Raw genomic sequence first — 18588 nt, forward strand, 5'->3', positions numbered from 1 at the left:
GCTCCCGGGCGCCGTCCGTCATTCCTCCGCGGCCAGTGCCTCCGCCGCCTCGGCCGTGAAGGTCTCGCAGGCGCGCTCCACGGCCTCGCCCCGGGCCAGCATGTCGGCCCGGTCGGCGGCGAAGAAGATCTCCCGGGTCCGCGTCAGGATCTCGGCGGCCTGCTCGGCGAGTCGTCGCGCGGCCGGTCCCGAGGCGACGAGCCGCAGCCGGAGGACACCGCTGCGGACCTCGACGTAGAGGCGGTGCGACTCCGCCCGCGCCGCGCGGGCCACGTCCGTGTCCGGCGTCGCGTGGTGGCTCGTCCACCGGTCGTACTGGGCGCGCCGGTAGTCCTCCGCCGAGGCGACGAACCCGGCGCAGGCGTCGAGGAGGCGCTGGTGGCCGCGCTCCTGGCCGGCGCGGGCCGCCGACCTGAGCGCGGTCTTCTCCTGGTAGCGGTGGGCGACGACGGCGCCCAGCAAGGTTCCGATGACGGCGATGGCCGCCGCGATGATGCCCGACACGCCGACCAGTCGACCATCCGGCGGCCCGCCCCGACAGGGCGCGAACAGGCCACCGCCCGTCAGGCGTCCCGGTGCGCCGTGCCGAGGAACCGGATGTGGGGGCGGCCGTCCGGGCCGGGGTGGGTGACGGTGGCGCGGACGCCGTAGACGTCCGCGACGAGCCGCTCGGTGAGGACCTCGCGCACCGGCCCGGCCGCCACCACGCGCCCCTCGCGCAGCACCACCAGGTGGTCGCAGTGCATCGCGGCGAGGTTGAGGTCGTGCAGCGCCACGACGCAGGTCAGCGGCAGGGCCGAGACCAGGGCCAGGAGGTCCAGCTGGTGCTGGATGTCGAGGTGGTTCGTCGGCTCGTCGAGCAGCAGTTCGCGCGGTTCCTGCGCGAGGGCGCGGGCGATCTGGACCCGCTGCCGCTCGCCGCCGGAGAGGGTGCGCCAGGTGCGGTGCGCCCGGTCGGTGAGTCCGGTGCGGGCCAGCGCGGACCGTACGGCCTCCTCGTCGGCGGCCGTCGCGGGCGACCAGGCCCGCCGGTGCGGGACGCGGCCGAGGCGCACGGCGTCGGCCACCGTGAGGTCCACCTGCGTGTCGGCGTGCTGCTCGACGACCGCGACGCGCCGGGCGAGCGCGCGGCGCGGCACGGCGGCGAGCGGCGCGCCGTCCAGGGTCACGACCCCGGCGTCCGGCGCCAGGACGCCCGCCAGGACGCGCAGGAAGGTGGACTTCCCCGAGCCGTTCGGGCCGAGCAGCCCGGTGAGCGTGCCCGGGCGCGGTGCCAGCGTCACGCCGTCCAGGACGAGGGCTCCCCCGGCCGTCCGCGACACCCGCTCGGCGCGGAGCCCCGTACCGGTGTCGACGGGAGGCGTACGGGTCGTCGGTGTGCCGTTCATCGGCCGCTCCGGGTGCGGTACAGGACGAGGACGAAGGCGGGGACGCCGATCAGCGACGTCACCACGCCGACCGGCACCTCCTGCGGGTCGAGGACCGTCCGGGCGAGGGTGTCGGCCCAGACGAGGAAGACGGCCCCGGCGAGCGCGGTCAGCGGCAGCAGCCGCGCGTGCCCCGGTCCGGTGAGGGCGCGCACCGCGTGCGGCAGCACCAGGCCGACGAAGCCGATCGCGCCCGCGGAGGACACCAGGACGGCGGTCAGCAGGGCGGTCACGGAGAGCAGGACCAGGCGGGTCCGCGCCACGGACACGCCGAGCGCCGCCGCCGCGTCCTCGCCGAACGCGAAGGCGTCGAGCGTACGGGCGTGTCCGCCGCACACGAGGAGCGCGCCGGCGAGGACGGCCGCGCACGCCCCGACGTCGGTCCAGTCCGCCCCGCCGAGCGAGCCGAGCAGCCAGAAGAGGACGCCCCGGGTGGTCTCGGCGTCGGCGGCGGTCATCACGACGAAGGAGGTCAGGGCGGAGAAGAGCTGCATCGCCGCGACCCCCGCGAGGACGACGCGGTCCGTCGACCCGCCCAGGGTGTGGCTCAGCAGCAGGACCAGGGCGAAGGAGCAGACCGCGCCCAGGAAGGCGCCGCCGGTGACGGACACCAGGCCGCCGCCGGCACCGAGGACGACGACCGCGACCGCGCCGGTCGACGCGCCGGAGGAGACGCCGAGGACGAAGGGGTCGGCGAGCGGATTGCGCAGCAGCGACTGCATCACGGCGCCGCAGACGGCGAGCCCGGCCCCGCACACGGCGGCGAGGAGGGTGCGGGGCAGCCGCAGGTCCCAGACGATGCCCTCGCGGATCGCGCTCAGGCCGGACGGCTCTCCGCCGAGGCGCGCGGCGACGACGGACCAGGCGTCGGCGACCCGGATGTCGGCCGGACCGAGGGTGACGGCGAGCGCGACCGAGACGCAGAGGAGAGCGACCCCGGCCGCCCCCGCGAGCGGCGTGAGCGCCCGGGAGGACCGCGCGGAGGCGGAGCCGGAGGCGCCGGAGGCAGCGGAAGTGGAGGCGGGGGAGGAGGCGGGGGTCACTTCGTGAGCCCGTGCGTGCGCAGGGCGGCCGCCAGCTGCTCGATGCCTTCCACGGTGCGGATGGTGGGGTTCATGGCCTGGCCGCTGAGGATCACGTACCGCTTCTTCCGGACCGCCGTCATGTTCCGGGTGACCGGGTGCGACTCCAGGAACTCGATCTTCTTCGCGGCGCTCTCGGCCGACTGCGCCTTGCGGGTCAGGTCGGCGATCACCAGCACGTCGGGGTCGCGGTCCACGACCGTCTCCCAGTTGATCTGCGGCCACTCCTCCTTCGTGTCGTCGAAGACGTTCCGCACGCCGAGCGTCCCGCTGATGATCCCCGGCGCGCCGCAGCAGCCGGCCATGTACGGCCCCTGGGAGTCGGAGAACCAGTACAGGACGGACGCGTCGCCGAAGTCGGCCCCGGCCTTGGCCTTCTCGACCCGGGCGCGGAGCTCCCCGACGAGCTTCTCGCCGCGCTCCGGAACCCCGAAGATCCGTGCCAGGTCGCGGACTTCGCCGTACACGGCGTCCATCGTGAGCGGCTCGGTGCGCACGCCGTCGCCGTCGCCGCCGTTGTCCTTGCCGACGCAGTCGGCGGGGGAGAGGTACGTGGGGACGCCGAGCTTCGTGAACCGCTCGCGCGGTGCCACGCCGCCCTTGCCCAGGGTGTAGAGGAAGGAGGCGCTGACGAAGTCGGGTTCGGCGTCGAGGACCTTCTCGAACGACGGGTAGCGCTCGGCGAGCCGGGGCACGGACGCGTTCGCCTTCTCCAGGCCCTTGAGCACCGGGTCCGTCCAGGTGGCGGTGCCCGCCATCCGGTCGGCGAGGCCGAGGGAGAGCAGGATCTCGGCCGACCCCTGGTCGAGGGCGACGGCCCGGCGGGGTGCGGCGGCGACCTCGACGCGCTGTCCGCAGTTGTCGAGGCGGACGGGGTACCCGGCGCCGTCCGCCGCCTTCGCCCCGGACGGGCCGGGCGACGCCGCCCCGCCGGCGCCGCAGCCGGCCACGAGCACGGCACCGGCCACCAGCAGCACGGCGGAACGGGCGGAGCGAGAAGAACCGGCGGAACGGGAGGGACGGACGGAACGAGCGGTGTGTGCGAAGGGCACGGGGAACGGCACGGGGAAGGATCCTCTGCGTCACGGCTCATGCGCGGAGCCTGATGTACGGTGCTCCCCGGACGCCGTACGACCGCCGCCCGGGCCGCCAGCAGGTCTTCGGACTCGGGGTCGTCCGGACGGAACGCCTTCCCAGGCCCCCTCGGGGCCCAGTGGCCGATGTCCCGCCCGTCACCCTCACCGCTGCGCGTCAGTTCCGGATTCCCACCGGATTCCCTGACCTCCGCACGGACCGCGTGGATCCGTGCAGGGGTGCGACTGGCCCCGGCAAATTACCACAACCGGATCTTGCTCCCCGGCGGGGCTACTCGCCTGCGGCGGCGCCCGCGCGGGCCGCCGGCGCGTCGAGCTCGGCGGGCAGGTCGCGGACGCCGAGGCGCAGGTGCTCGACGTGGTGCAGCGCCTGGTCGAGGAGTTCGGCGACGTGGTTGTCGTAGAGGGCGTAGACGATCGAGCGGCCGTGGCGCTCGCCGGTCACCAGACCGAGGTTGCGCAGCAGCCGGAGCTGGTGGGAGCAGGCGGAAGGCTCCATGCCGACGGCCGTCGCCAACTCCCCGACCGAGGACGGCCCTTCGCGCAGGCGCGCCAGGATGTACAGCCGCGAGGGCGTGGCGAGGGCCTGGAGCGTCGCGGCGACGTCGGTGGCGCCGACCGCGTCGAGGCGTTCGCGCGTGGTGCTGGTGGCAATCGGTCCGTGGCCCATGGGACCATGATACGGACGACACCTGAAGACCTATTCATGTGTTCCTGTATGGTGGGCGCATCGTCCGCCGGCCCCGTGAAGGGTTGCTTCGTCATGTCCTCCGTCCTGCAGAGCTCCGGGCCGCAGACCCCCGCCGCCCCGACGCCCCGCCCCGACCGCGTACCGCCCCGCCGGCGCACCCGCGTCCTGGCGCTGCCCGAAGCCCGCTGGGCGCTCGCGGCCCTGCTGCTCTTCCTGGCCGCCCTCCCGCTGTACCTGCTCGGCGCGCCGGCCTGGCTGTGGGGCCCGCTGTTCGCGGCCACGTACGCCACCGGCGGCTGGGAGCCGGGCTGGGAGGGCCTGAAGGCCCTCCGGGAACGGACCCTGGACGTGGACCTCCTGATGGTGGTCGCCGCGCTGGGCGCCGCCGCCATCGGACAGGTCCTCGACGGCGCGCTGCTCATCGTCATCTTCGCGACCTCCGGCGCGCTGGAGGCCGTCGCCACCGCCCGGACCGCCGACTCCGTACGCGGCCTGCTCGACCTGGCGCCGGAGACGGCGACACGGCTCGCGGACGACGGCACGGAGGAGGTCGTCCCGGCAGGCTCCCTCGCCGTCGGCGACGTCGTCCTCGTCCGGCCCGGCGAGCGGATCGGCGCCGACGGCGGCGTGCTCGCCGGCGCGAGCGACGTCGACCAGGCCACCATCACCGGCGAACCGCTGCCCGTGGCCAAGCAGCCGGGCGACGAGGTCTTCGCCGGCACCCTGAACGGCTCCGGCGCCCTGCGCGTGCGGGTCGGGCGCGACCCCTCCGATTCGGTGATCGCCCGGATCGTGGCGATGGTCGAGGAAGCCGCCGAGACCAAGGCGCCGACCCAGCTCTTCATCGAGAAGGTCGAGCAGCGCTACAGCCTCGCCATGGTCGCCGTCACCCTGCTGATCTTCACGATCCCGCTGCTCCTGGGCTCCGACCTCCGGTCCACCCTGCTCCGGGCGATGACCTTCATGATCGTCGCCTCCCCGTGCGCCGTCGTCCTCGCCACCATGCCCCCGCTCCTCTCCGCCATGGCCAACGCCGGCCGCCACGGCGTCCTGGTGAAGTCCGCCGTGGTCATGGAACGCCTCGGCCAGATCGACGCGGTGGCCCTGGACAAGACCGGCACCCTGACCGAGGGCACCCCGTACCTCACGGACCTGCACCCCCTCACCGTCTCCGCCCCCGACGCCCCCGGTGCCGACGCCCTCGACGCCGACGCGCTCCTGCGGGCCGCCGCGGCGGCCGAGTACCCCAGTGAGCACCCTCTCGCCCGCGCCGTCGTGGAAGCGGCCCGCGCGCGGGGACTGGAGCTGCCCCCGGCCGAGGACTTCGCCTCCACCCCCGGCACGGGCGTCAGCGCCACCGTGGACGGCCGTGCCGTCGCCGTCGGCGGCCCCGCGCGCCTCCTCGACGACCCCGCGCACCCGGCCGCCGTCCTCGCCGCCGCACTGGAGGAGCAGGGGCGCACCGCCGTCGTCGTCACCGTCGACGGCCGCCCGGCCGGTGTCCTCGGGATCGCCGACCGGCTCCGCCCCGAGGCCGCCCACGCGACCCGCGCCCTCGCCGAACTGACCGGCGGCGCGCCGGTCCTGGTCACCGGCGACAACCCGCGCGCCGCCGCCCGCCTCGCCGCCGACGTCGGCATCACCGACGTACGGGCCGGGCTCCTGCCCCAGGACAAGGTCGCCACCGTCCAGGAGCTCCGGAACGCCGGCGCCAAGGTCCTGGTCGTCGGGGACGGCGTCAACGACGCCCCCGCCCTCGCCGCCGCCCACGTCGGCATCGCCATGGGCCGGGCGGGCTCCGACCTCGCCCTGGAGACCGCCGACGCCGTCGTCGTACGTGACGAACTCGCGACCATCCCCACCGTGGTGAACCTGTCCCGCAGGGCCCGCGCGCTGGTGATCCAGAACCTCGTCATCGCGGGCACGTTCATCGCCGTGCTGGCGGTCTGGGACCTCGTCGGTACGCTGCCCCTGCCCCTCGGCGTCGCCGGCCACGAAGGGTCCACCGTCCTCGTCGGCCTCAACGGCCTGCGGCTGCTCGCCGACGGAGCCTGGCGCCGTTCCCGCCCGACCCCTCACCAGGAGACGTGATGAGCCGTCGCACCGACAAGCGCAAGACGGCGGGCGCGGGCGCGCCCGCCACCTGCACGGTCACCGTGTGCCGCGGCTGCTGCTGCGGCACGCCCAAGATCCCGGGCGTCGACCACGCCGGCCAGCTCGCGGCCCTGCGCCGCGCCGTGCCCGACGGCGCCCGGGTCCGGGTCACCGGCTGCCTGGACGCGTGCGAGCAGGCCAACGTCGTCGTCGTCCAGCCGTCCGCCGCCGGACGGGCGGCGGGCGGCCGCCCGGTCTGGCTCGGCCTCGTCAACGACCCGGACGCCGCCCAGGACATCGCCGACTGGATAGAGGCCGGCGGCCCCGGCCTCGCCGACCCCCCGGGCGTCCTCGACCTCTACGCCTTCAGCCCCTCCCGCCGCGTCCGCGCCGAACTCCCCGAGGGATAGGGCACAGCGCCCGCCCCTCAGAGCGGTACGACCGTCGTCTCCGTGGCCTTCACGCTCGTCCACACCGACACCCCGTCCGCGAGGCCGAGTTCGGCGGCCGCCTGCGGGGTGATCTCGGCGACGAGGTCCGGCGCCTCGGCCGAGGTGACCAGGACCCGGAGGCGGCTGCCGCTGCCCGTGATCTCGCGTACGGTGCCGGGCCAGACGTTACGGGGGCTGCCCGCGGGCTTCTCGCGGTGCACGGACACCGCCTCGGGGGCGACGATCGCGAGCGCCGGAGTCCCGGGCGGCGGCGGCTCGGCCGCGACGAGGACGCCGCCGCCGTCGAGGGCGATCCCCTCCGCGTCGGCCGTGCCCGGCCAGGCGTTGCGGCCGAGCATGCGGGCCACCCAGGGGGAGCGGGGGTGGCGGGTGACCTCGGTGGGCGTGGCGTCCTGGAGGGCCCGGCCCCCGTCCAGGACGAGGACGCGGTCGGCGAGGGAGACCGCCTCCACCGGGTCGTGCGTGACGATGAGGCAGACGCCGCCGAAGCCGGCGAGGTGGGTGCGCAGGGTGTGCCGGACGTGCGCGCGAGTGGTCTGGTCGAGTGCGGCGAGCGGTTCGTCGAGGACGAGCAGCCGGGGGCGGGCGGCGAGCGCCCGGGCGAGGGCCACGCGCTGGGCCTGGCCGCCGGAGAGCTGGCCGGGGCGCCGGTGGGCGAGGTGGCCGACACCGAGCCGGTCGAGCCATGCCTGCGCCTCGCGGCGGGCCTCGGCGCGCGGGACGCCCTGGGCGCGGAGCCCGTACGCGGTGTTGGCGAGCGCCGACAGGTGCGGGAAGAGCGCGCCGTCCTGGGGGACCCAGGCGACCCGGCGCCGGTGCGGCGGCAGGGCGGTGACGTCCTCGCCGCCGAGCGTGAGGTCGGCGTGGGCACGGGGGGTGAGGCCGAGCAGGGCGCGCAGCAGGGTGGTCTTCCCGGCGCCGTTGGGGCCGACGACGGCGATGGTGGTGCCGGGCTCGGCGTCGAGGGCGAGCGTGGTGAAGCCGGTGAGGTCGGCGTGCAGCGCCCAGCGTCCGCCGGACGGCGCGGCGGGCTCGACGCGGGACGGCGGCTCCGCGGCGGCCGGCTCCTCCACGGGCGCGCCGCTCCGCCGCTCGGCCGCCGGGCTCCCCGTCCAGCGTCCGCGCAGGGCGATGAGCACGCCCATCGCGATGGCGAGGAGCAGCAGCGAGACCGAGGTGGCGGCCTCGGGCTCCTCCTGGAGGAGCAGGTAGACCTGGAGCGGCAGGGTCTGCGTCGTCCCCGGCAGGTTCCCCGCGAAGGTGATCGTCGCGCCGAACTCGCCCAGCGCCCGCGCCCAGGTGAGCGCCGCCCCGGCGAGGACGCCCGGCGCCACCATCGGCAGCGTGACGGTGAAGAAGACCCGGACCGGTGAGGCCCCCAGCGAGGCGGCCGTCTCCTCGTACCGGGGCCGCAGCCCGCCGAGCGCGCCCTCCAGGCTGATGACGAGGAACGGCATGGCGACGAACGTCGCCGCCAGGACGGCGCCGGAGGTGTGGAACGGGAACGTGATCCCGAAGGTGGACTCCAGCCACGGCCCGAGGAGCCCGCGCCGCCCGAAGGCGAGCAGCAGCGCCACGCCGCCCACGGTCGGCGGCAGCACCATCGGCAGCAGCACGAGCGAGCGGACGAACGCCTTGCCGGGGAACGGCACGCGCGCCAGGAGCCAGGCGAGCGGGACGCCGAGCAGCAGCGAGAGGCCGAGCGCCCAGAAGGACACCACGAGCGACAGCTTCAGCGCCTCGACCGTGCCGGGGGAGCCCAGGTGGCCGGCGAGCTCCCCCCATTCGGTCCGGACGAGGATGCCGGCCAGGGGGAGCGCCAGGAAGGCGACGCCGAGCAGCGCGGGCAGCGCCAGGGCGAGGGGCGGACGGGCCCCGGGGGTCGTACGTGTGCCTGCGCGTCTCATGACAAGTCCCTGCGGTTTCCCTGCGGCGTCCCTCTTGCTCCCTGCGAGGTTCCCTCACGGTTTCCCCGCAGGCTCCCTCACGGCTTCTGGAAGCCCGCGTCCTGGAGGATCCTCTGACCCTCGGCCGAGGACAGCCAGGCGACGAAGGCCGCGGCGGCCTCGGCGTTCTCCGAGTCCTTCAGGGTGGCGGCCGGATACGTCGCGACGGCGTTCCGGTCGTCGGGGATCTCCACGGCGTCGACCTTGTCCGCGGCGCTCGCGGCGTCCGTCTCGTAGACGAGCCCGGCGTCGGCCTCGCCGAGCTCGACCTTGCTGAGCACGGCCCGGACGTTGGCCTCCTGGGAGACCGGCTTCACCGTGACACCCTGCTTCTCCAGGATCTGCGCGCTGTACTTGCCCGCCGGGACCTCGGGCGCGGCGAGGACGACCTTCAGCTTCGGGTCGGCGAGGTCCTTCAGGTCGTCGACCTTGTGCGGGTTGCCCTCGCCGTTGGCGATGACCAGCCGGTTCGTCGCGATGACCACGGGCGTGCCGGTGTCGGCCGCCACCTTGTCCATGCTCTTGGTGTCGGCGGTGACCAGGACGTCGGCGGGCGAACCCTGGGAGACCTGGGCGACGAGCTCCTGCGAACCGGCGAAGGAGAACGTGACCTTCGTGTCCGGGTGCGCCTTCTCGTACGCGGCTCCCGCCGTCTTGAAGACGTCCGTCAGCGAGGCGGCGGCGAGCACGGTCAGCTCGGCCTTCGCCGCGGGCGCGTTCGCGTCGTCGCCGCCGGAACAGGCCGCGAGCGGGACGAGCAGGGCGGCGGTGAGCACGGCGGCGGTGGCCCGGCGTCTGCCGGGGGTGAGAGCGAGGGCCATGGGGGAGTGAACTCCTTGACGGGGGACGGAAGATGCGGAACGCGGACGCCCGTGCCGGTGGCGGGGACGGCCGCGGCGGCTCCGTGCTGCGTGAGGGGTGTCAGGTGCGGTCGATGTGCACGCTGGTCGACTTCACGCGGGCGGTGGCCTGCATGCCGACTTCCAGTCCCAGCTCCTCCACGGCCTCCCGGGTCAGGAGGGAGACCAGGCGGTGCGGCCCGGCCTGGATGGTGACCTGGGCCGCGACGTCGCCGAGCTTGATCGCCGTGACGATCCCGGGGAACGCGTTGCGGGCGGAGGTGTACGACACGTCGTCGTCGTCCTCCGACTGCGCGAGCTCCACGGAGAACGCGGCCAGCGACTTCCCGTCGATGACGCGCCGGCCGCTCTCGTCCCGGTGGGTGGCGACCCGTCCCGCGTCGGCCCAGCGCCGCGCGGTGTCGGGGCTGACGCCGAGGAGCCGTGCGGCCTGCCCGATGGTGTAGGACTGCATATGCGACACCGTAGGTCCGTGGTCCTCTTATCTGCAACAAACTCGTAAGACCCTCCATGGCGAATGAGATGTGCCCTGGAGGAAAATACGGCGATCTTCAAAGTGACAGAATTATCTGTCGCTATCGACACGTGACAGTTATGATTGTCGCATGAGTGATGCGACAGGGGCGGGTATCCCGACCCCCGACAAGACCGACGACGACTTCTGGGCCGCCTTCGCGAACCTGGTCGAGCCTCCCTGGAACGAGCCCGCCCAGGACGACGCCTTCACCATGGACGAGCGGATCCACGAGGCGGTCCGCGCCCTGGCCGAGCGGATCTCGACCCGCCTGCTCGCCTACCGCGCCGCGGGCAAGGAGCACGATCCGGTCCTCATGGCCTCGCCCGACGTGCAGCTGGCCGTCCTGCGGTCCCTGTACGAGGCCAAGCTGTCCGTCGACCGGCTGGCGGAGTCGGCCGCCACCGTGGCGGGCCGCAGCGGCGCCAACTACGCCCAGCTCGGCGCCGCCTGGGGCGGGATCAAGCGCCAGTCCGCCCGCGTCAAGTGGCCCCACGCCGTGGTCAGGAAGTCCTCCGCCGAGTCCATCCCGCTCCACTACGCGGGCGGCACCGCCGTCGTCCACCACGATCCCGACGCGGACGCCTGGTGGTACGCGGCCACCGCCGCGGACCAGGCCGAGGAGGAGTCCCAGCCGGTCCACGGCACCTACGCGGAGGCGATCGCCGGAGCGACCGAGTTCCTGCTCGCGCACGCCCTTCCGGACGGGGGTCAGGAGTAGCCGCCGGCCCGGGCCGCGAGCGGGGCCTCAGTGGTGGAAGAGGCGCAGCCCGGTCCGGGCGAGGGTGACGCCGAGCTCCCGGCAGGCGTCCTCGACCTCGCCCGAGCGCACCGAGCCGCCCGGCTCGGCGATCGTGGTGACCCCGTGCCGGGGGCCGGCTCGCCGGGCCCGTTGACGCGGTCCTGCCGCCGGACCTCCGGGCGGAAGTCCAGTCCCCGTACGAGCGGTGCCGGCGCAGCCACCAGGTGTCGGTCTTGGCCCCGGCGAGGCGCGTGCAGTCGATCTGGCGGTCAGAGGTAGCCGCCGTCCCGGCCGTCGTCCGGGTCCCGGTCCGTGCGGCGGCCCCGCTGGGACGGGGGCGCGGGGTAGCGGGCCAGCAGGGCGTCGATCTTCGCCAGGGCGGTGGCCGTGGCCATGAGGACGACGGCGGTGGCCGCGAGGCCGACGCCAGTGTGCAGTCCGCTCGCGTTCAGGATCACGCCGATGCCCAGGCTCGCGGGGACCCCGAGTCCGGCCACGACGACCTGGAGCACCTCCAGCCGTTTCCGGGCGCCTAACCGGCCGGCCATAGCGGTACCCCTTCGCCGTGACGTGTCCGTGCTCCGTGCGATGTGCCCCGTGCGGGGGTGGTTCCCGCGCGGCACGTGCGGAACACGCGCCTCCACACGCTGTCGCTCCCCGTGCGCCCCGGCCCCGGCGGGCGGATCCTGGAAGGAGCGGGGGAGAAGCGCCCCGGGCACCGCAGGGCGGGCCCGGCGGTGCCGACCGGCGTGCGAGGAGGAAGACCATGACGCGGAACCTGGAATGGAGGGTCGGCCTGGAGCTGAGCGAGGAGTCGGGCCGCACCGAGGCCGAGGCCCGGCTCGACACCGGGACGACGACGTTCACGGGGCACGGATCGGCCCGCTGCAACCCCACGGACACCGACGTGCCCGTGATCGGCGACGAGCTGGCCGCGAGCCGGGCCATGAAGGACCTGGCGGGCAAGCTGATGCGGGAGGCCAATCGCGAGATGGAGGCGATCGGCGCCGGGACCGTACCGTCGCGCACGGGTCCCGGATACGGCTGGCCGGAGGCGGTCTCCTGAAGAGCGTGGCGCCCTGAGGAGCCCGCCGCCAGGCGGGCCACGGCCCGGCGCGTGAGCCGCACTGCTCCCGCCGGGCCGTGGTCCGTCTTGTACGTCTCCGGTCTCCGGTCTCCGGTCTCGGGTCTGCCGGTCTCGGGTTTCCGGGCAGCCTCCGGGCGTCCGGGCCCCTACGCTTCGGGCGTCTCGATCACCAGGTGGTCGACGACCTCGACCACCCCGTCCACGGACTCGCAGAGCCGCACGAGCATCGGCCCGAGGTCCTTGCGTCCCAGGGTGCCGCTGAGCGTGACCCGGCCCTCGTCGACGTCGATGTGGACGGCGGCGGGGGAGAGGCCGAGGATGCGCACCACCACGTCCTCGCGGATCTCCTCCTGGATCGACCGGTCGCGGCGCAGGAAGAGCTGGAGCAGGTCGCTGCGGCTGAGGACGCCGATGAGCCGTCCGTCCGCGTCCACGACCGGCAGCCGCTTGACGCGGTGCCGTTCCATGAGCCGGGCCGCCTCGACGGCCGTCCAGGAGGGGCGGGCGGTGTGCACGGGGCTCGACATCATCGCCTCGGCGGTGCTGGGGCCGTCCTTGGCGGTGTGCCGGCGCAGCAGGTCCGCCTCCGAGACCACGCCCACGGGCCGGTTCTCGTCGTCGACGACCGGGACCGCCGTGATGCCGTACTCGTCGAGGAGTCGCGCGATCTCCTTGAACGGCGTCCCGCGCTGGACCGCGACCGCCGTCGGGGTCATCAGGTCCGCGACACTGCGGTTCCTCATCGTCCGTTCCGTCCCTTCTGCGGGTGATGGTTCCATGATCCCGCACGGGCCGGGGGCGGGGTGCGGCCGGGGTGGCGGAAGGGCGGGGGAACAGGGGTGCGGGAGACGTCTTGTGGGTGGCGCGGGTCCGTGGTTACCTGCGAGTTACCTCCGGTAAGTAGCTGTCTCCGGACGGAAATACCAGCCAGGACTCCCGCACCGAAGTCCCCCACGGAAGAAGGCTCCCCCATGCCCTCGGCTCGTACGGCCCGGACCTCCAGGACTCCCGACGCCCCCGCTGCCCCCGGTGCCCCCAAGGGCCGCCGTCTCGCGCTCGCCGCGGCGGCCTCCCTCGCGGCCTCCCTCACCCTCCTCGCCCCCGCCGTCGCCGCCCCCGCCCCTTCGTCCGCCGTCTCCGCGAACGCCTCCGACGCGCCCCTGCGCGAGGTCATGTTCGTCGGCAACAACTGGGACGGCACCGCCGATGTCATCGCCGCCCGCGGCGACTTCCACCGGATCGGCCGGGTGGACGTCATCCCCGACAAGGAGGAGCGCCTGCGGGAGATCTACCTCAACCCCGTCAAGCTCGCCTTCTTCCTCGGCGTCCGCAGCGGACCGGGCGAGGGCCACGACCAGTTCGTCGACGACATGTACGCCACCCCGGACGGCGGAGCGATGGTCGTCTCGCGTCCCAGCTTCGCGGACGTCGTCTCCCTCGACCTCCGCACCGGCCGCATCAACTGGCGCTTCCCCGTGGCGGGTTACCGCTCCGACCACATGGCGGTCTCGCCGGACGGCACCCGCGTCGCCGTCTCCGCCTCCACGGCGAACACCGTCCACGTCCTCGACATCGCCACCGGCCGCGAGCTCGGCAGCTTCAAGACCGGCGACAAGCCCCACGAGAACGTCTTCACCTCCGACGGCCGCCTGTGGAACATGTCGATCGGCGAGGTGACCACCGCCCTCGACGCGCCCTGGCTCGACTGGACCAAGGGCGACCGGAAGATCACCGTGGTGGACGCGACGACCTTCGAGACGGTCCGCGTGATCGACATGCGCTCCCGCCTCGACGCCTTCGGCCGCGACGACCTCTCCGACGCCGTCCGCCCCCTCGTCTTCACCCCCGACGAGAAGAAGCTCTACTTCCAGGTCTCCTTCCTCAACGGCTTCCTGGAGTACGACGTCGAGAGCGACCGCGTCACCCGCCTCAAGGCCCTGCCGGGCAACCCCGGCACCGACCCGGACCGCACCACCTGGGTCAACGACTCGCGCCACCACGGCCTTTCGATCAGCCCGGACGGCGGCAAGCTCTGCGTCGCCGGCACCATGGACGACTACGCGACCGTCGTCGACCGCGCCACCCTCGCCCAGGGCCCGCTCGTCCCCGCCAGCAAGCCCTACTGGGCCACCGTGAGCGGCGACGGCAAGGCCTGCGTCGTCTCCGAGAGCGGCGCCGACCGCGTCAGCGCCATCGACTTCGCCACCGGCGAGCGCGTCGCGAGCGTCCCGGTCGGCGACCACCCCCAGCGCGTCCGCCTCGCCCGCGTACCCGCCGACTGGACCGGCACGACGACCGACTGACGAACCGTCTGGGAACGGACCGAGGGGCCGGCCGGATCGTCGTCGATCCGGCCGGCCCCTCCTCGTCACCCGCGCCCGCTCAGGAGCGGGTGACCGTCACCTCGTACAGCGAGTAGCCCCACTGCGTGGCCCGCCGCTCCCCGTGGATCCGCACGTACCGGGCCGGCGTGGACGCGAACTCGGCCGTGTCGAAGCCGCCGTCCCCGGCGGTCGTCGACCAGACCGTGCGCCAGTTCTCACCGTCCTCGGAGACCTCGATCCGGTACTGGCGGGCGTAGGCCCGCTCCCAGTCCAGGGTCACCCGGCCCACCCGCCGGACCTCGCCCAGGTCCACCCGCAGCCACTGGTCGTCCGACCAGTCACTCGCCCAGCGGGTGCCGGTGTCGCCGTCGAAGGCGCGCCCGGAGGCGTAGCTGGTGAAGGGGTTCCACTCGGTGCTGCTCGCCGAAGTGGGCACGCCGGCCGCGAGGTTGACGCCCGGCTCGTGGCGCTCGGTCGACCGCCAGGTCCGCAGGTAGGACTCGGCGCCGAGCGCCAGGTCCTCGATGACGGCCGGGCCGCCCGGGGTGAGCCGGATCTGCTCGATCCAGTCCGGGACGAGACCGGCGTGCGCGGCGCCGTCCGTGTTGAGGTCCCAGGTCCGCTCGCCGGTCACCTGACGGTCGAGGACCGTGCCGCCGTCGAAGCTGCGGTACGGGTACGTGACCGCGTTCGGCGCGTCCGTGCCGACCGGGCCGGGCCAGCCGCCGACGCCGTTCATGTCGGTGCCGTAGCCGAGGCCGACGCCGTACTTCTCGCGCAGCTCGGCCTTGCCGTTCGCCTCGCCGATGAAGCCCTGGGCGGCGTGCATGTACGGTGCCGTGAACCCGCCCAGCCTGTAGAGCCGTTCGGTCCAGTCGAGGTCCATCCAGCTGTGCGTGGACAGCACGCCCGGGTACTCCTCGGCCTCCAGCATGTCGAGGGCCCGGCCGGCCGCCTTCACGCTCATGTGGTCGAGCTCCAGCATCATGCCCCGGTCCATCATGCCCCGGAGCGCGTACTCGCCGAGCCGGGTCAGCCCGCGGGTGTTGCAGCGGGCGTCGGAGGCGTAACCCGGCACGCTCACCCCGGCGGGCAGCTTCTCCGCCATCGCGGCGGGCGCGACGAGCCCGATCGGGTTGTCCTGCTGCGGACCGGCGCACCGCTCGGTCGCCCAGAAGGTGCCGGTGGACAGGAACTGGCCGATGTTGACCGCCACGCCGGTCGTCCCGCTGTCGAAGCGGACGCCGCAGAGCGCGTTGTCGAACTTGTGGCACAGGAACATGCTGCGGACGCCGAGCTGGTACAGCTCGTCCAGGCCGCGGTCGATGTCGGCCTTGTCGCACTGGGCGACGTCGAGGATCTGCTTGCAGCCGAACGGCTCCGAGGTCTCCACGCCGAGGACGACGGCGAGCTTGCCCTGCTCGATCACCGAGCGCGCCTGGTCGGCGCTGGTGACGATGCGGAACCAGCCCTTGCCCGGGCCGCCGAACATCGAGTCGACGTAGTCCTGCATCTCGTAGGTCTTGCGGGCCTCCAGGCGGATGGCCTCCATCTCGTCGCAGCCGCGGTCCCGGGGCATGATCGAGCACAACAGCCCGTTGGAGACCAGGTCGTTGACGAGCACACGCTGACCGCCCCGCCAGGCCCGCTCCAGCCATGCGTAGTAATTCTGCTGGTGCGTCAGCGAGTTGTGCGCCGGCCAGTCGGCGAAGGTCGGCCACCCGTCCGGGTCGTGCTTGCCGTTCGCCCCGCCCGTCAGGTTCTCGAAGAGGGCGCCCGAACCGTCCGGATAGTGCTCGGGACAGTCCTTCAGGGCGTCGGCCGCCCCGGCGGTGGAGAAGGGCTTGCCGCAGATCAGCCGGCCGCCGAAGCCCTCGTTGGACATCACGTGGTTGTGCGCGTCGACGAAGCCGCGCACCCGCCCCTGGGCGTCGGTGCCGGTGAACGGCGTGCCCGTGGCGTTGATCTGCGAGTCGGGCGCCGGCCGCGCCGGCGGCTCCCACCACGACGAACCGGCGGCGGGGACCGGCGCGGCGCCGAAGAGCACGGCCGCGAGCGCGAGGAAGAGGGACACGAGGCCGAGGCGGCGCGTCCGGGTGGTGCGGTGGGTCGTCCGGGTCGTGCGTGGGGACATGGTCGGGAAGCCTCCGGTCGGTGGGGGTGTACCGGGCGCCCCGAGAATCGCGGTGATGAAGGACTGAGTCAAGAGTCCGGGTCAAATGACCTACTGGCGGGTTCGGTTTTTCCTACCGACGGGTCGCAGGTGTCCTCCCTGGAACTCCGCGGACTCAGTCCTCGATCAGCAGCACCAGCTGATCGGCCGTCAACTCCAGTTGCTCCTCGGCGGCTTGTTCGTCCCGCAGGACGAGGTACTGGAGCGTCATCCCGTCCACCGCCGCCGCGAGGTGCCGGGCCAGCGTCGGCACCGGGACCTTCGGCTCGGACCCGCGTACGGCCCCCACCTGCTCCACCAGCGCCGTCGCCGACCGCACGTACTGCTCGTACTGCGCCCGCGCCAGGTGCTCGAACCCCGGCTCGCGCAGCGCGTACTGCGTGAGGTCGTACGTCAGGAGGTGGTGCTCCGGATGGGCGGTGACGTCCTCCCAGTACGTCCGCAGCGCCGCCCGTACCGTCTCGCGCAGCGTCGCCCGGGGCTCGACCGCCCGCATCACCCGCGCCACGTAGTCGCCGATGATCGTCTCGATGGCCGCCTCCAGGAGCGCCTGCTTGGAGTCGAAGCAGTAGTGGAAGACGCTCAGCGAGACTCCGGCCTCGGCGGCGATGGAGCGCGTGGTGGTCCTGGCCACCCCGTCCCTGCTCATCGCCCTGATCGCCGCCTCGACCAGCTGCCGGCGTCGCTCCGCCGACGGCATCCGCGCCATGCTTCCTCCTCGGGTCCGGGCGTCAGGGTAACGCCACCGTGAAGTGACGGATCGTCAGAAAGGGACCGCGACGGTTATTGACGGTTCATCAGATCGCTTCCAGAATGCGGGCACTCGACGGAGGGATCGCCCGTGTTTCGACCGTTGCGCGTCGTCGCCGCCGCGTCCGCCCTGCTCCTGGCCACCGCCTGCAACTCCGCCTCCAGCGGCGGAACCCCCTCTTCCTCCGTACGCGGAGTGACCGTCGACACGATCAGGGTCGGCGGCATCGTCTCCATGACGACCGCCAGCGGCTACTCGAAGAAGGACACCGACCTCGGCGCCCGCGCCCGCTACGACCGGGCCAACGCCGAAGGCGGGATCAACGGCCGGAGAATCGAGTACCTCGGCGCCGAGGACGACGGCCAGGACCCCGCCAGGAACCTCGCCGCCGCCCGCAAACTCGTCCAGCAGGACCAGGTCTTCGCCGTCTCGCCCATGAGCTCGGTCACCTTCGCGGGCGCCGACTTCCTCGATGCCCGCAAGGTCCCCACCGTCGGCTGGGGCACCCTCCCCTCCTTCTGCGGCCCGGCCCACGTCTACGGCTTCAACGGCTGCCTCGTCCCGACCCCGGGCGGCACCCTCAACCAGACCTGGCCCGAGAGCCTCGCCGCCGTCCTCGGCGGCGCCCGCGGCAAGTCCGTCGCGCTCATCGCCGGCGACAACGACGCCGGGAAGTTCGGCATCCGCACCTTCACCCAGGGCTTCAAGGCGGCCGGCTTCCAGGTCCCGTACGCCAAGGCCGTCGTCCCCGCCACCTCGATGCCGAGCGACTGGTCGGCGTACACCAAGGAGATCCTCCGCTCGGGCCCCGGCGGCGGCGCCCCCGACGCCGTGATCTCCGTCATGCAGACCCCGTACAACATCGGCCTCTTCACCGCGCTCAAACGCTCCGGCTACCGCGGCGTCCTCTCCGACCCCACCGACTACGACCCCGGCCTCCTCGCCAAGGACGCCACCAGGCAGGCCCTCGACGGAGTGCACGTCCTGCTCCAGTTCCAGCCCTTCGAGTCGGACACCCCCGCGATGCGGCAGTTCAAGGAGGACGTCAGGAAGACGGCGGGAGGCAAGGACGTCCCCCTCAACATGCACATGCTCACCGGCTACATGAGCGCCGACCTCTTCCTCGCCGTCGCCGCCAAGGCCGGCAAGGACCTCACCGTCGACTCCTTCCAGAAGGCCGCCGACGGCTTCTCCGACACCGGCACCCTCGTCGGCGACCGCGCCTTCCCCAAGGGCAGGAAGGAGAGCTTCGGCTGCGGCGCGCTCGTCCGCCTCAAGGACGGCCGGTACGAAGTGGCCGTCCCCTTCAGGTGCTACCCGCCGATCCCCTTCGCCTGAGAGGACGCGGCAC

General features: G+C 73.6%; 18 protein-coding genes and 1 riboswitch. Of the genes, 6 read left to right on the top strand and 12 right to left on the bottom strand.

Annotation, left to right across the window (positions count from 1 at the left end; genetic code table 11):
- Window positions 1–18 precede the first annotated feature (18 nt).
- The 5 genes from ABZ621_RS00060 to ABZ621_RS00080 form a co-directional block, all read right to left on the bottom strand.
- Window positions 19–504 (bottom strand): hypothetical protein, encoded by a 486-nt coding sequence (locus ABZ621_RS00060; protein WP_360598980.1) that lies wholly within the window; start codon window positions 502–504, stop codon window positions 19–21.
- A 59-nt stretch (window positions 505–563) separates the two neighbouring features.
- Window positions 564–1388, bottom strand: a complete 825-nt coding sequence (locus tag ABZ621_RS00065) for an ABC transporter ATP-binding protein (RefSeq protein ID WP_360598982.1) — start codon at window positions 1386–1388, stop codon at window positions 564–566.
- The gene (locus tag ABZ621_RS00070; RefSeq protein ID WP_360598984.1) at window positions 1385–2470 is read right to left on the bottom strand and encodes an iron chelate uptake ABC transporter family permease subunit; all 1086 of its coding nucleotides are present in this window, start codon (window positions 2468–2470) and stop codon (window positions 1385–1387) included. The genes ABZ621_RS00065 and ABZ621_RS00070 overlap by 4 nt, the downstream gene beginning before the upstream one ends.
- Window positions 2467–3486, bottom strand: coding sequence for an ABC transporter substrate-binding protein (locus ABZ621_RS00075; protein ID WP_360598986.1), 1020 nt, complete (start codon window positions 3484–3486; stop codon window positions 2467–2469). Before ABZ621_RS00075 ends, ABZ621_RS00070 begins: the two co-directional genes overlap by 4 nt.
- A gap of 177 nt (window positions 3487–3663) precedes the next feature.
- Window positions 3664–3788: riboswitch (cobalamin riboswitch) on the bottom strand.
- A gap of 86 nt (window positions 3789–3874) precedes the next feature.
- Window positions 3875–4273, bottom strand: a complete 399-nt coding sequence (locus tag ABZ621_RS00080) for a metalloregulator ArsR/SmtB family transcription factor (RefSeq protein WP_360598988.1) — start codon at window positions 4271–4273, stop codon at window positions 3875–3877.
- A gap of 93 nt (window positions 4274–4366) precedes the next feature.
- Between ABZ621_RS00080 and ABZ621_RS00085 the strand changes: the two genes are divergently transcribed.
- Window positions 4367–6385, top strand: a complete 2019-nt coding sequence (locus ABZ621_RS00085) for a heavy metal translocating P-type ATPase (RefSeq protein WP_360598990.1) — start codon at window positions 4367–4369, stop codon at window positions 6383–6385.
- The gene (locus ABZ621_RS00090; RefSeq protein ID WP_360598992.1) at window positions 6385–6798 is read left to right on the top strand and encodes a (2Fe-2S) ferredoxin domain-containing protein; all 414 of its coding nucleotides are present in this window, start codon (window positions 6385–6387) and stop codon (window positions 6796–6798) included. Before ABZ621_RS00085 ends, ABZ621_RS00090 begins: the two co-directional genes overlap by 1 nt.
- A 17-nt stretch (window positions 6799–6815) precedes the next feature.
- On the opposite strand, the gene ABZ621_RS00095 is transcribed toward ABZ621_RS00090, so the two are convergent.
- The 3 genes from ABZ621_RS00095 to ABZ621_RS00105 all read right to left on the bottom strand — a co-directional run bounded on the left by ABZ621_RS00095 (window position 6816) and on the right by ABZ621_RS00105 (window position 10100).
- Entirely contained in the window at window positions 6816–8747 is a 1932-nt protein-coding gene (locus ABZ621_RS00095; protein WP_360598994.1) for an ABC transporter permease, read from the bottom strand.
- A 77-nt stretch (window positions 8748–8824) separates the two neighbouring features.
- On the bottom strand, window positions 8825–9607 hold the full coding sequence (modA, locus tag ABZ621_RS00100; RefSeq protein ID WP_360598996.1) for a molybdate ABC transporter substrate-binding protein: 783 nt from the start codon (window positions 9605–9607) through the stop codon (window positions 8825–8827).
- 100 nt (window positions 9608–9707) lie between these two features.
- Entirely contained in the window at window positions 9708–10100 is a 393-nt protein-coding gene (locus ABZ621_RS00105) for a helix-turn-helix transcriptional regulator (protein WP_360598998.1), read from the bottom strand.
- A gap of 151 nt (window positions 10101–10251) precedes the next feature.
- On the opposite strand from ABZ621_RS00105, the gene ABZ621_RS00110 reads away from it, so the two are divergent.
- On the top strand, window positions 10252–10881 hold the full coding sequence (locus tag ABZ621_RS00110) for a hypothetical protein (protein WP_360599000.1): 630 nt from the start codon (window positions 10252–10254) through the stop codon (window positions 10879–10881).
- A 290-nt stretch (window positions 10882–11171) separates the two neighbouring features.
- Here the strand turns inward: ABZ621_RS00110 and ABZ621_RS00115 are convergent, their stop codons facing one another.
- Window positions 11172–11450 carry a hypothetical protein gene (locus ABZ621_RS00115; RefSeq protein ID WP_360599002.1) on the bottom strand — a complete coding sequence of 93 codons (279 nt, stop codon included), beginning with the start codon at window positions 11448–11450 and terminating at the stop codon, window positions 11172–11174.
- Window positions 11451–11668: 218 nt separating this feature from the next.
- Here ABZ621_RS00115 and ABZ621_RS00120 point away from each other — a divergent pair, with 218 nt between their 5' ends.
- Window positions 11669–11968, top strand: coding sequence for a dsRBD fold-containing protein (locus ABZ621_RS00120; protein ID WP_360599004.1), 300 nt, complete (start codon window positions 11669–11671; stop codon window positions 11966–11968).
- 167 nt (window positions 11969–12135) lie between these two features.
- Here the strand turns inward: ABZ621_RS00120 and ABZ621_RS00125 are convergent, their stop codons facing one another.
- Window positions 12136–12732: a CBS domain-containing protein gene (locus ABZ621_RS00125; RefSeq protein ID WP_360599005.1), complete on the bottom strand. Its 597-nt coding sequence runs from the start codon at window positions 12730–12732 to the stop codon at window positions 12136–12138.
- Between the two features lie 228 nt (window positions 12733–12960).
- On the opposite strand from ABZ621_RS00125, the gene ABZ621_RS00130 reads away from it, so the two are divergent.
- Window positions 12961–14292, top strand: coding sequence for a YncE family protein (locus ABZ621_RS00130; protein ID WP_360599007.1), 1332 nt, complete (start codon window positions 12961–12963; stop codon window positions 14290–14292).
- Between the two features lie 79 nt (window positions 14293–14371).
- Here the strand turns inward: ABZ621_RS00130 and ABZ621_RS00135 are convergent, their stop codons facing one another.
- Together ABZ621_RS00135 and ABZ621_RS00140 are read right to left on the bottom strand one after the other, a co-directional pair.
- Window positions 14372–16447: a discoidin domain-containing protein gene (locus ABZ621_RS00135; protein ID WP_360599009.1), complete on the bottom strand. Its 2076-nt coding sequence runs from the start codon at window positions 16445–16447 to the stop codon at window positions 14372–14374.
- Between the two features lie 154 nt (window positions 16448–16601).
- Window positions 16602–17195: a TetR family transcriptional regulator gene (locus ABZ621_RS00140; RefSeq protein WP_360599011.1), complete on the bottom strand. Its 594-nt coding sequence runs from the start codon at window positions 17193–17195 to the stop codon at window positions 16602–16604.
- A 132-nt stretch (window positions 17196–17327) separates the two neighbouring features.
- On the opposite strand from ABZ621_RS00140, the gene ABZ621_RS00145 reads away from it, so the two are divergent.
- Complete coding sequence (locus ABZ621_RS00145; protein WP_360599013.1) at window positions 17328–18575, top strand: ABC transporter substrate-binding protein; 1248 nt, start codon at window positions 17328–17330, stop codon at window positions 18573–18575.
- Window positions 18576–18588: the final 13 nt, after the last annotated feature.

The sequence above is a fragment of the Streptomyces sp. NPDC007863 genome (assembly GCF_040633895.1).
Classification (GTDB): domain Bacteria; phylum Actinomycetota; class Actinomycetes; order Streptomycetales; family Streptomycetaceae; genus Streptomyces.

Coding starts and splice junctions, on each gene's coding strand:
- ABZ621_RS00065 (WP_360598982.1), bottom strand. CDS start 1,388: ATGAACGGCACACCGACGACCCGTACGCCTCCCGTCGACACCGGTACG.
- ABZ621_RS00080 (WP_360598988.1), bottom strand. CDS start 4,273: ATGGGCCACGGACCGATTGCCACCAGCACCACGCGCGAACGCCTCGAC.
- ABZ621_RS00085 (WP_360598990.1), top strand. CDS start 4,367: ATGTCCTCCGTCCTGCAGAGCTCCGGGCCGCAGACCCCCGCCGCCCCG.
- ABZ621_RS00090 (WP_360598992.1), top strand. CDS start 6,385: ATGAGCCGTCGCACCGACAAGCGCAAGACGGCGGGCGCGGGCGCGCCC.
- ABZ621_RS00095 (WP_360598994.1), bottom strand. CDS start 8,747: ATGAGACGCGCAGGCACACGTACGACCCCCGGGGCCCGTCCGCCCCTC.
- modA (WP_360598996.1), bottom strand. CDS start 9,607: ATGGCCCTCGCTCTCACCCCCGGCAGACGCCGGGCCACCGCCGCCGTG.
- ABZ621_RS00105 (WP_360598998.1), bottom strand. CDS start 10,100: ATGCAGTCCTACACCATCGGGCAGGCCGCACGGCTCCTCGGCGTCAGC.
- ABZ621_RS00110 (WP_360599000.1), top strand. CDS start 10,252: ATGAGTGATGCGACAGGGGCGGGTATCCCGACCCCCGACAAGACCGAC.
- ABZ621_RS00115 (WP_360599002.1), bottom strand. CDS start 11,450: ATGGCCGGCCGGTTAGGCGCCCGGAAACGGCTGGAGGTGCTCCAGGTC.
- ABZ621_RS00120 (WP_360599004.1), top strand. CDS start 11,669: ATGACGCGGAACCTGGAATGGAGGGTCGGCCTGGAGCTGAGCGAGGAG.
- ABZ621_RS00125 (WP_360599005.1), bottom strand. CDS start 12,732: ATGAGGAACCGCAGTGTCGCGGACCTGATGACCCCGACGGCGGTCGCG.
- ABZ621_RS00130 (WP_360599007.1), top strand. CDS start 12,961: ATGCCCTCGGCTCGTACGGCCCGGACCTCCAGGACTCCCGACGCCCCC.
- ABZ621_RS00135 (WP_360599009.1), bottom strand. CDS start 16,447: ATGTCCCCACGCACGACCCGGACGACCCACCGCACCACCCGGACGCGC.
- ABZ621_RS00140 (WP_360599011.1), bottom strand. CDS start 17,195: ATGGCGCGGATGCCGTCGGCGGAGCGACGCCGGCAGCTGGTCGAGGCG.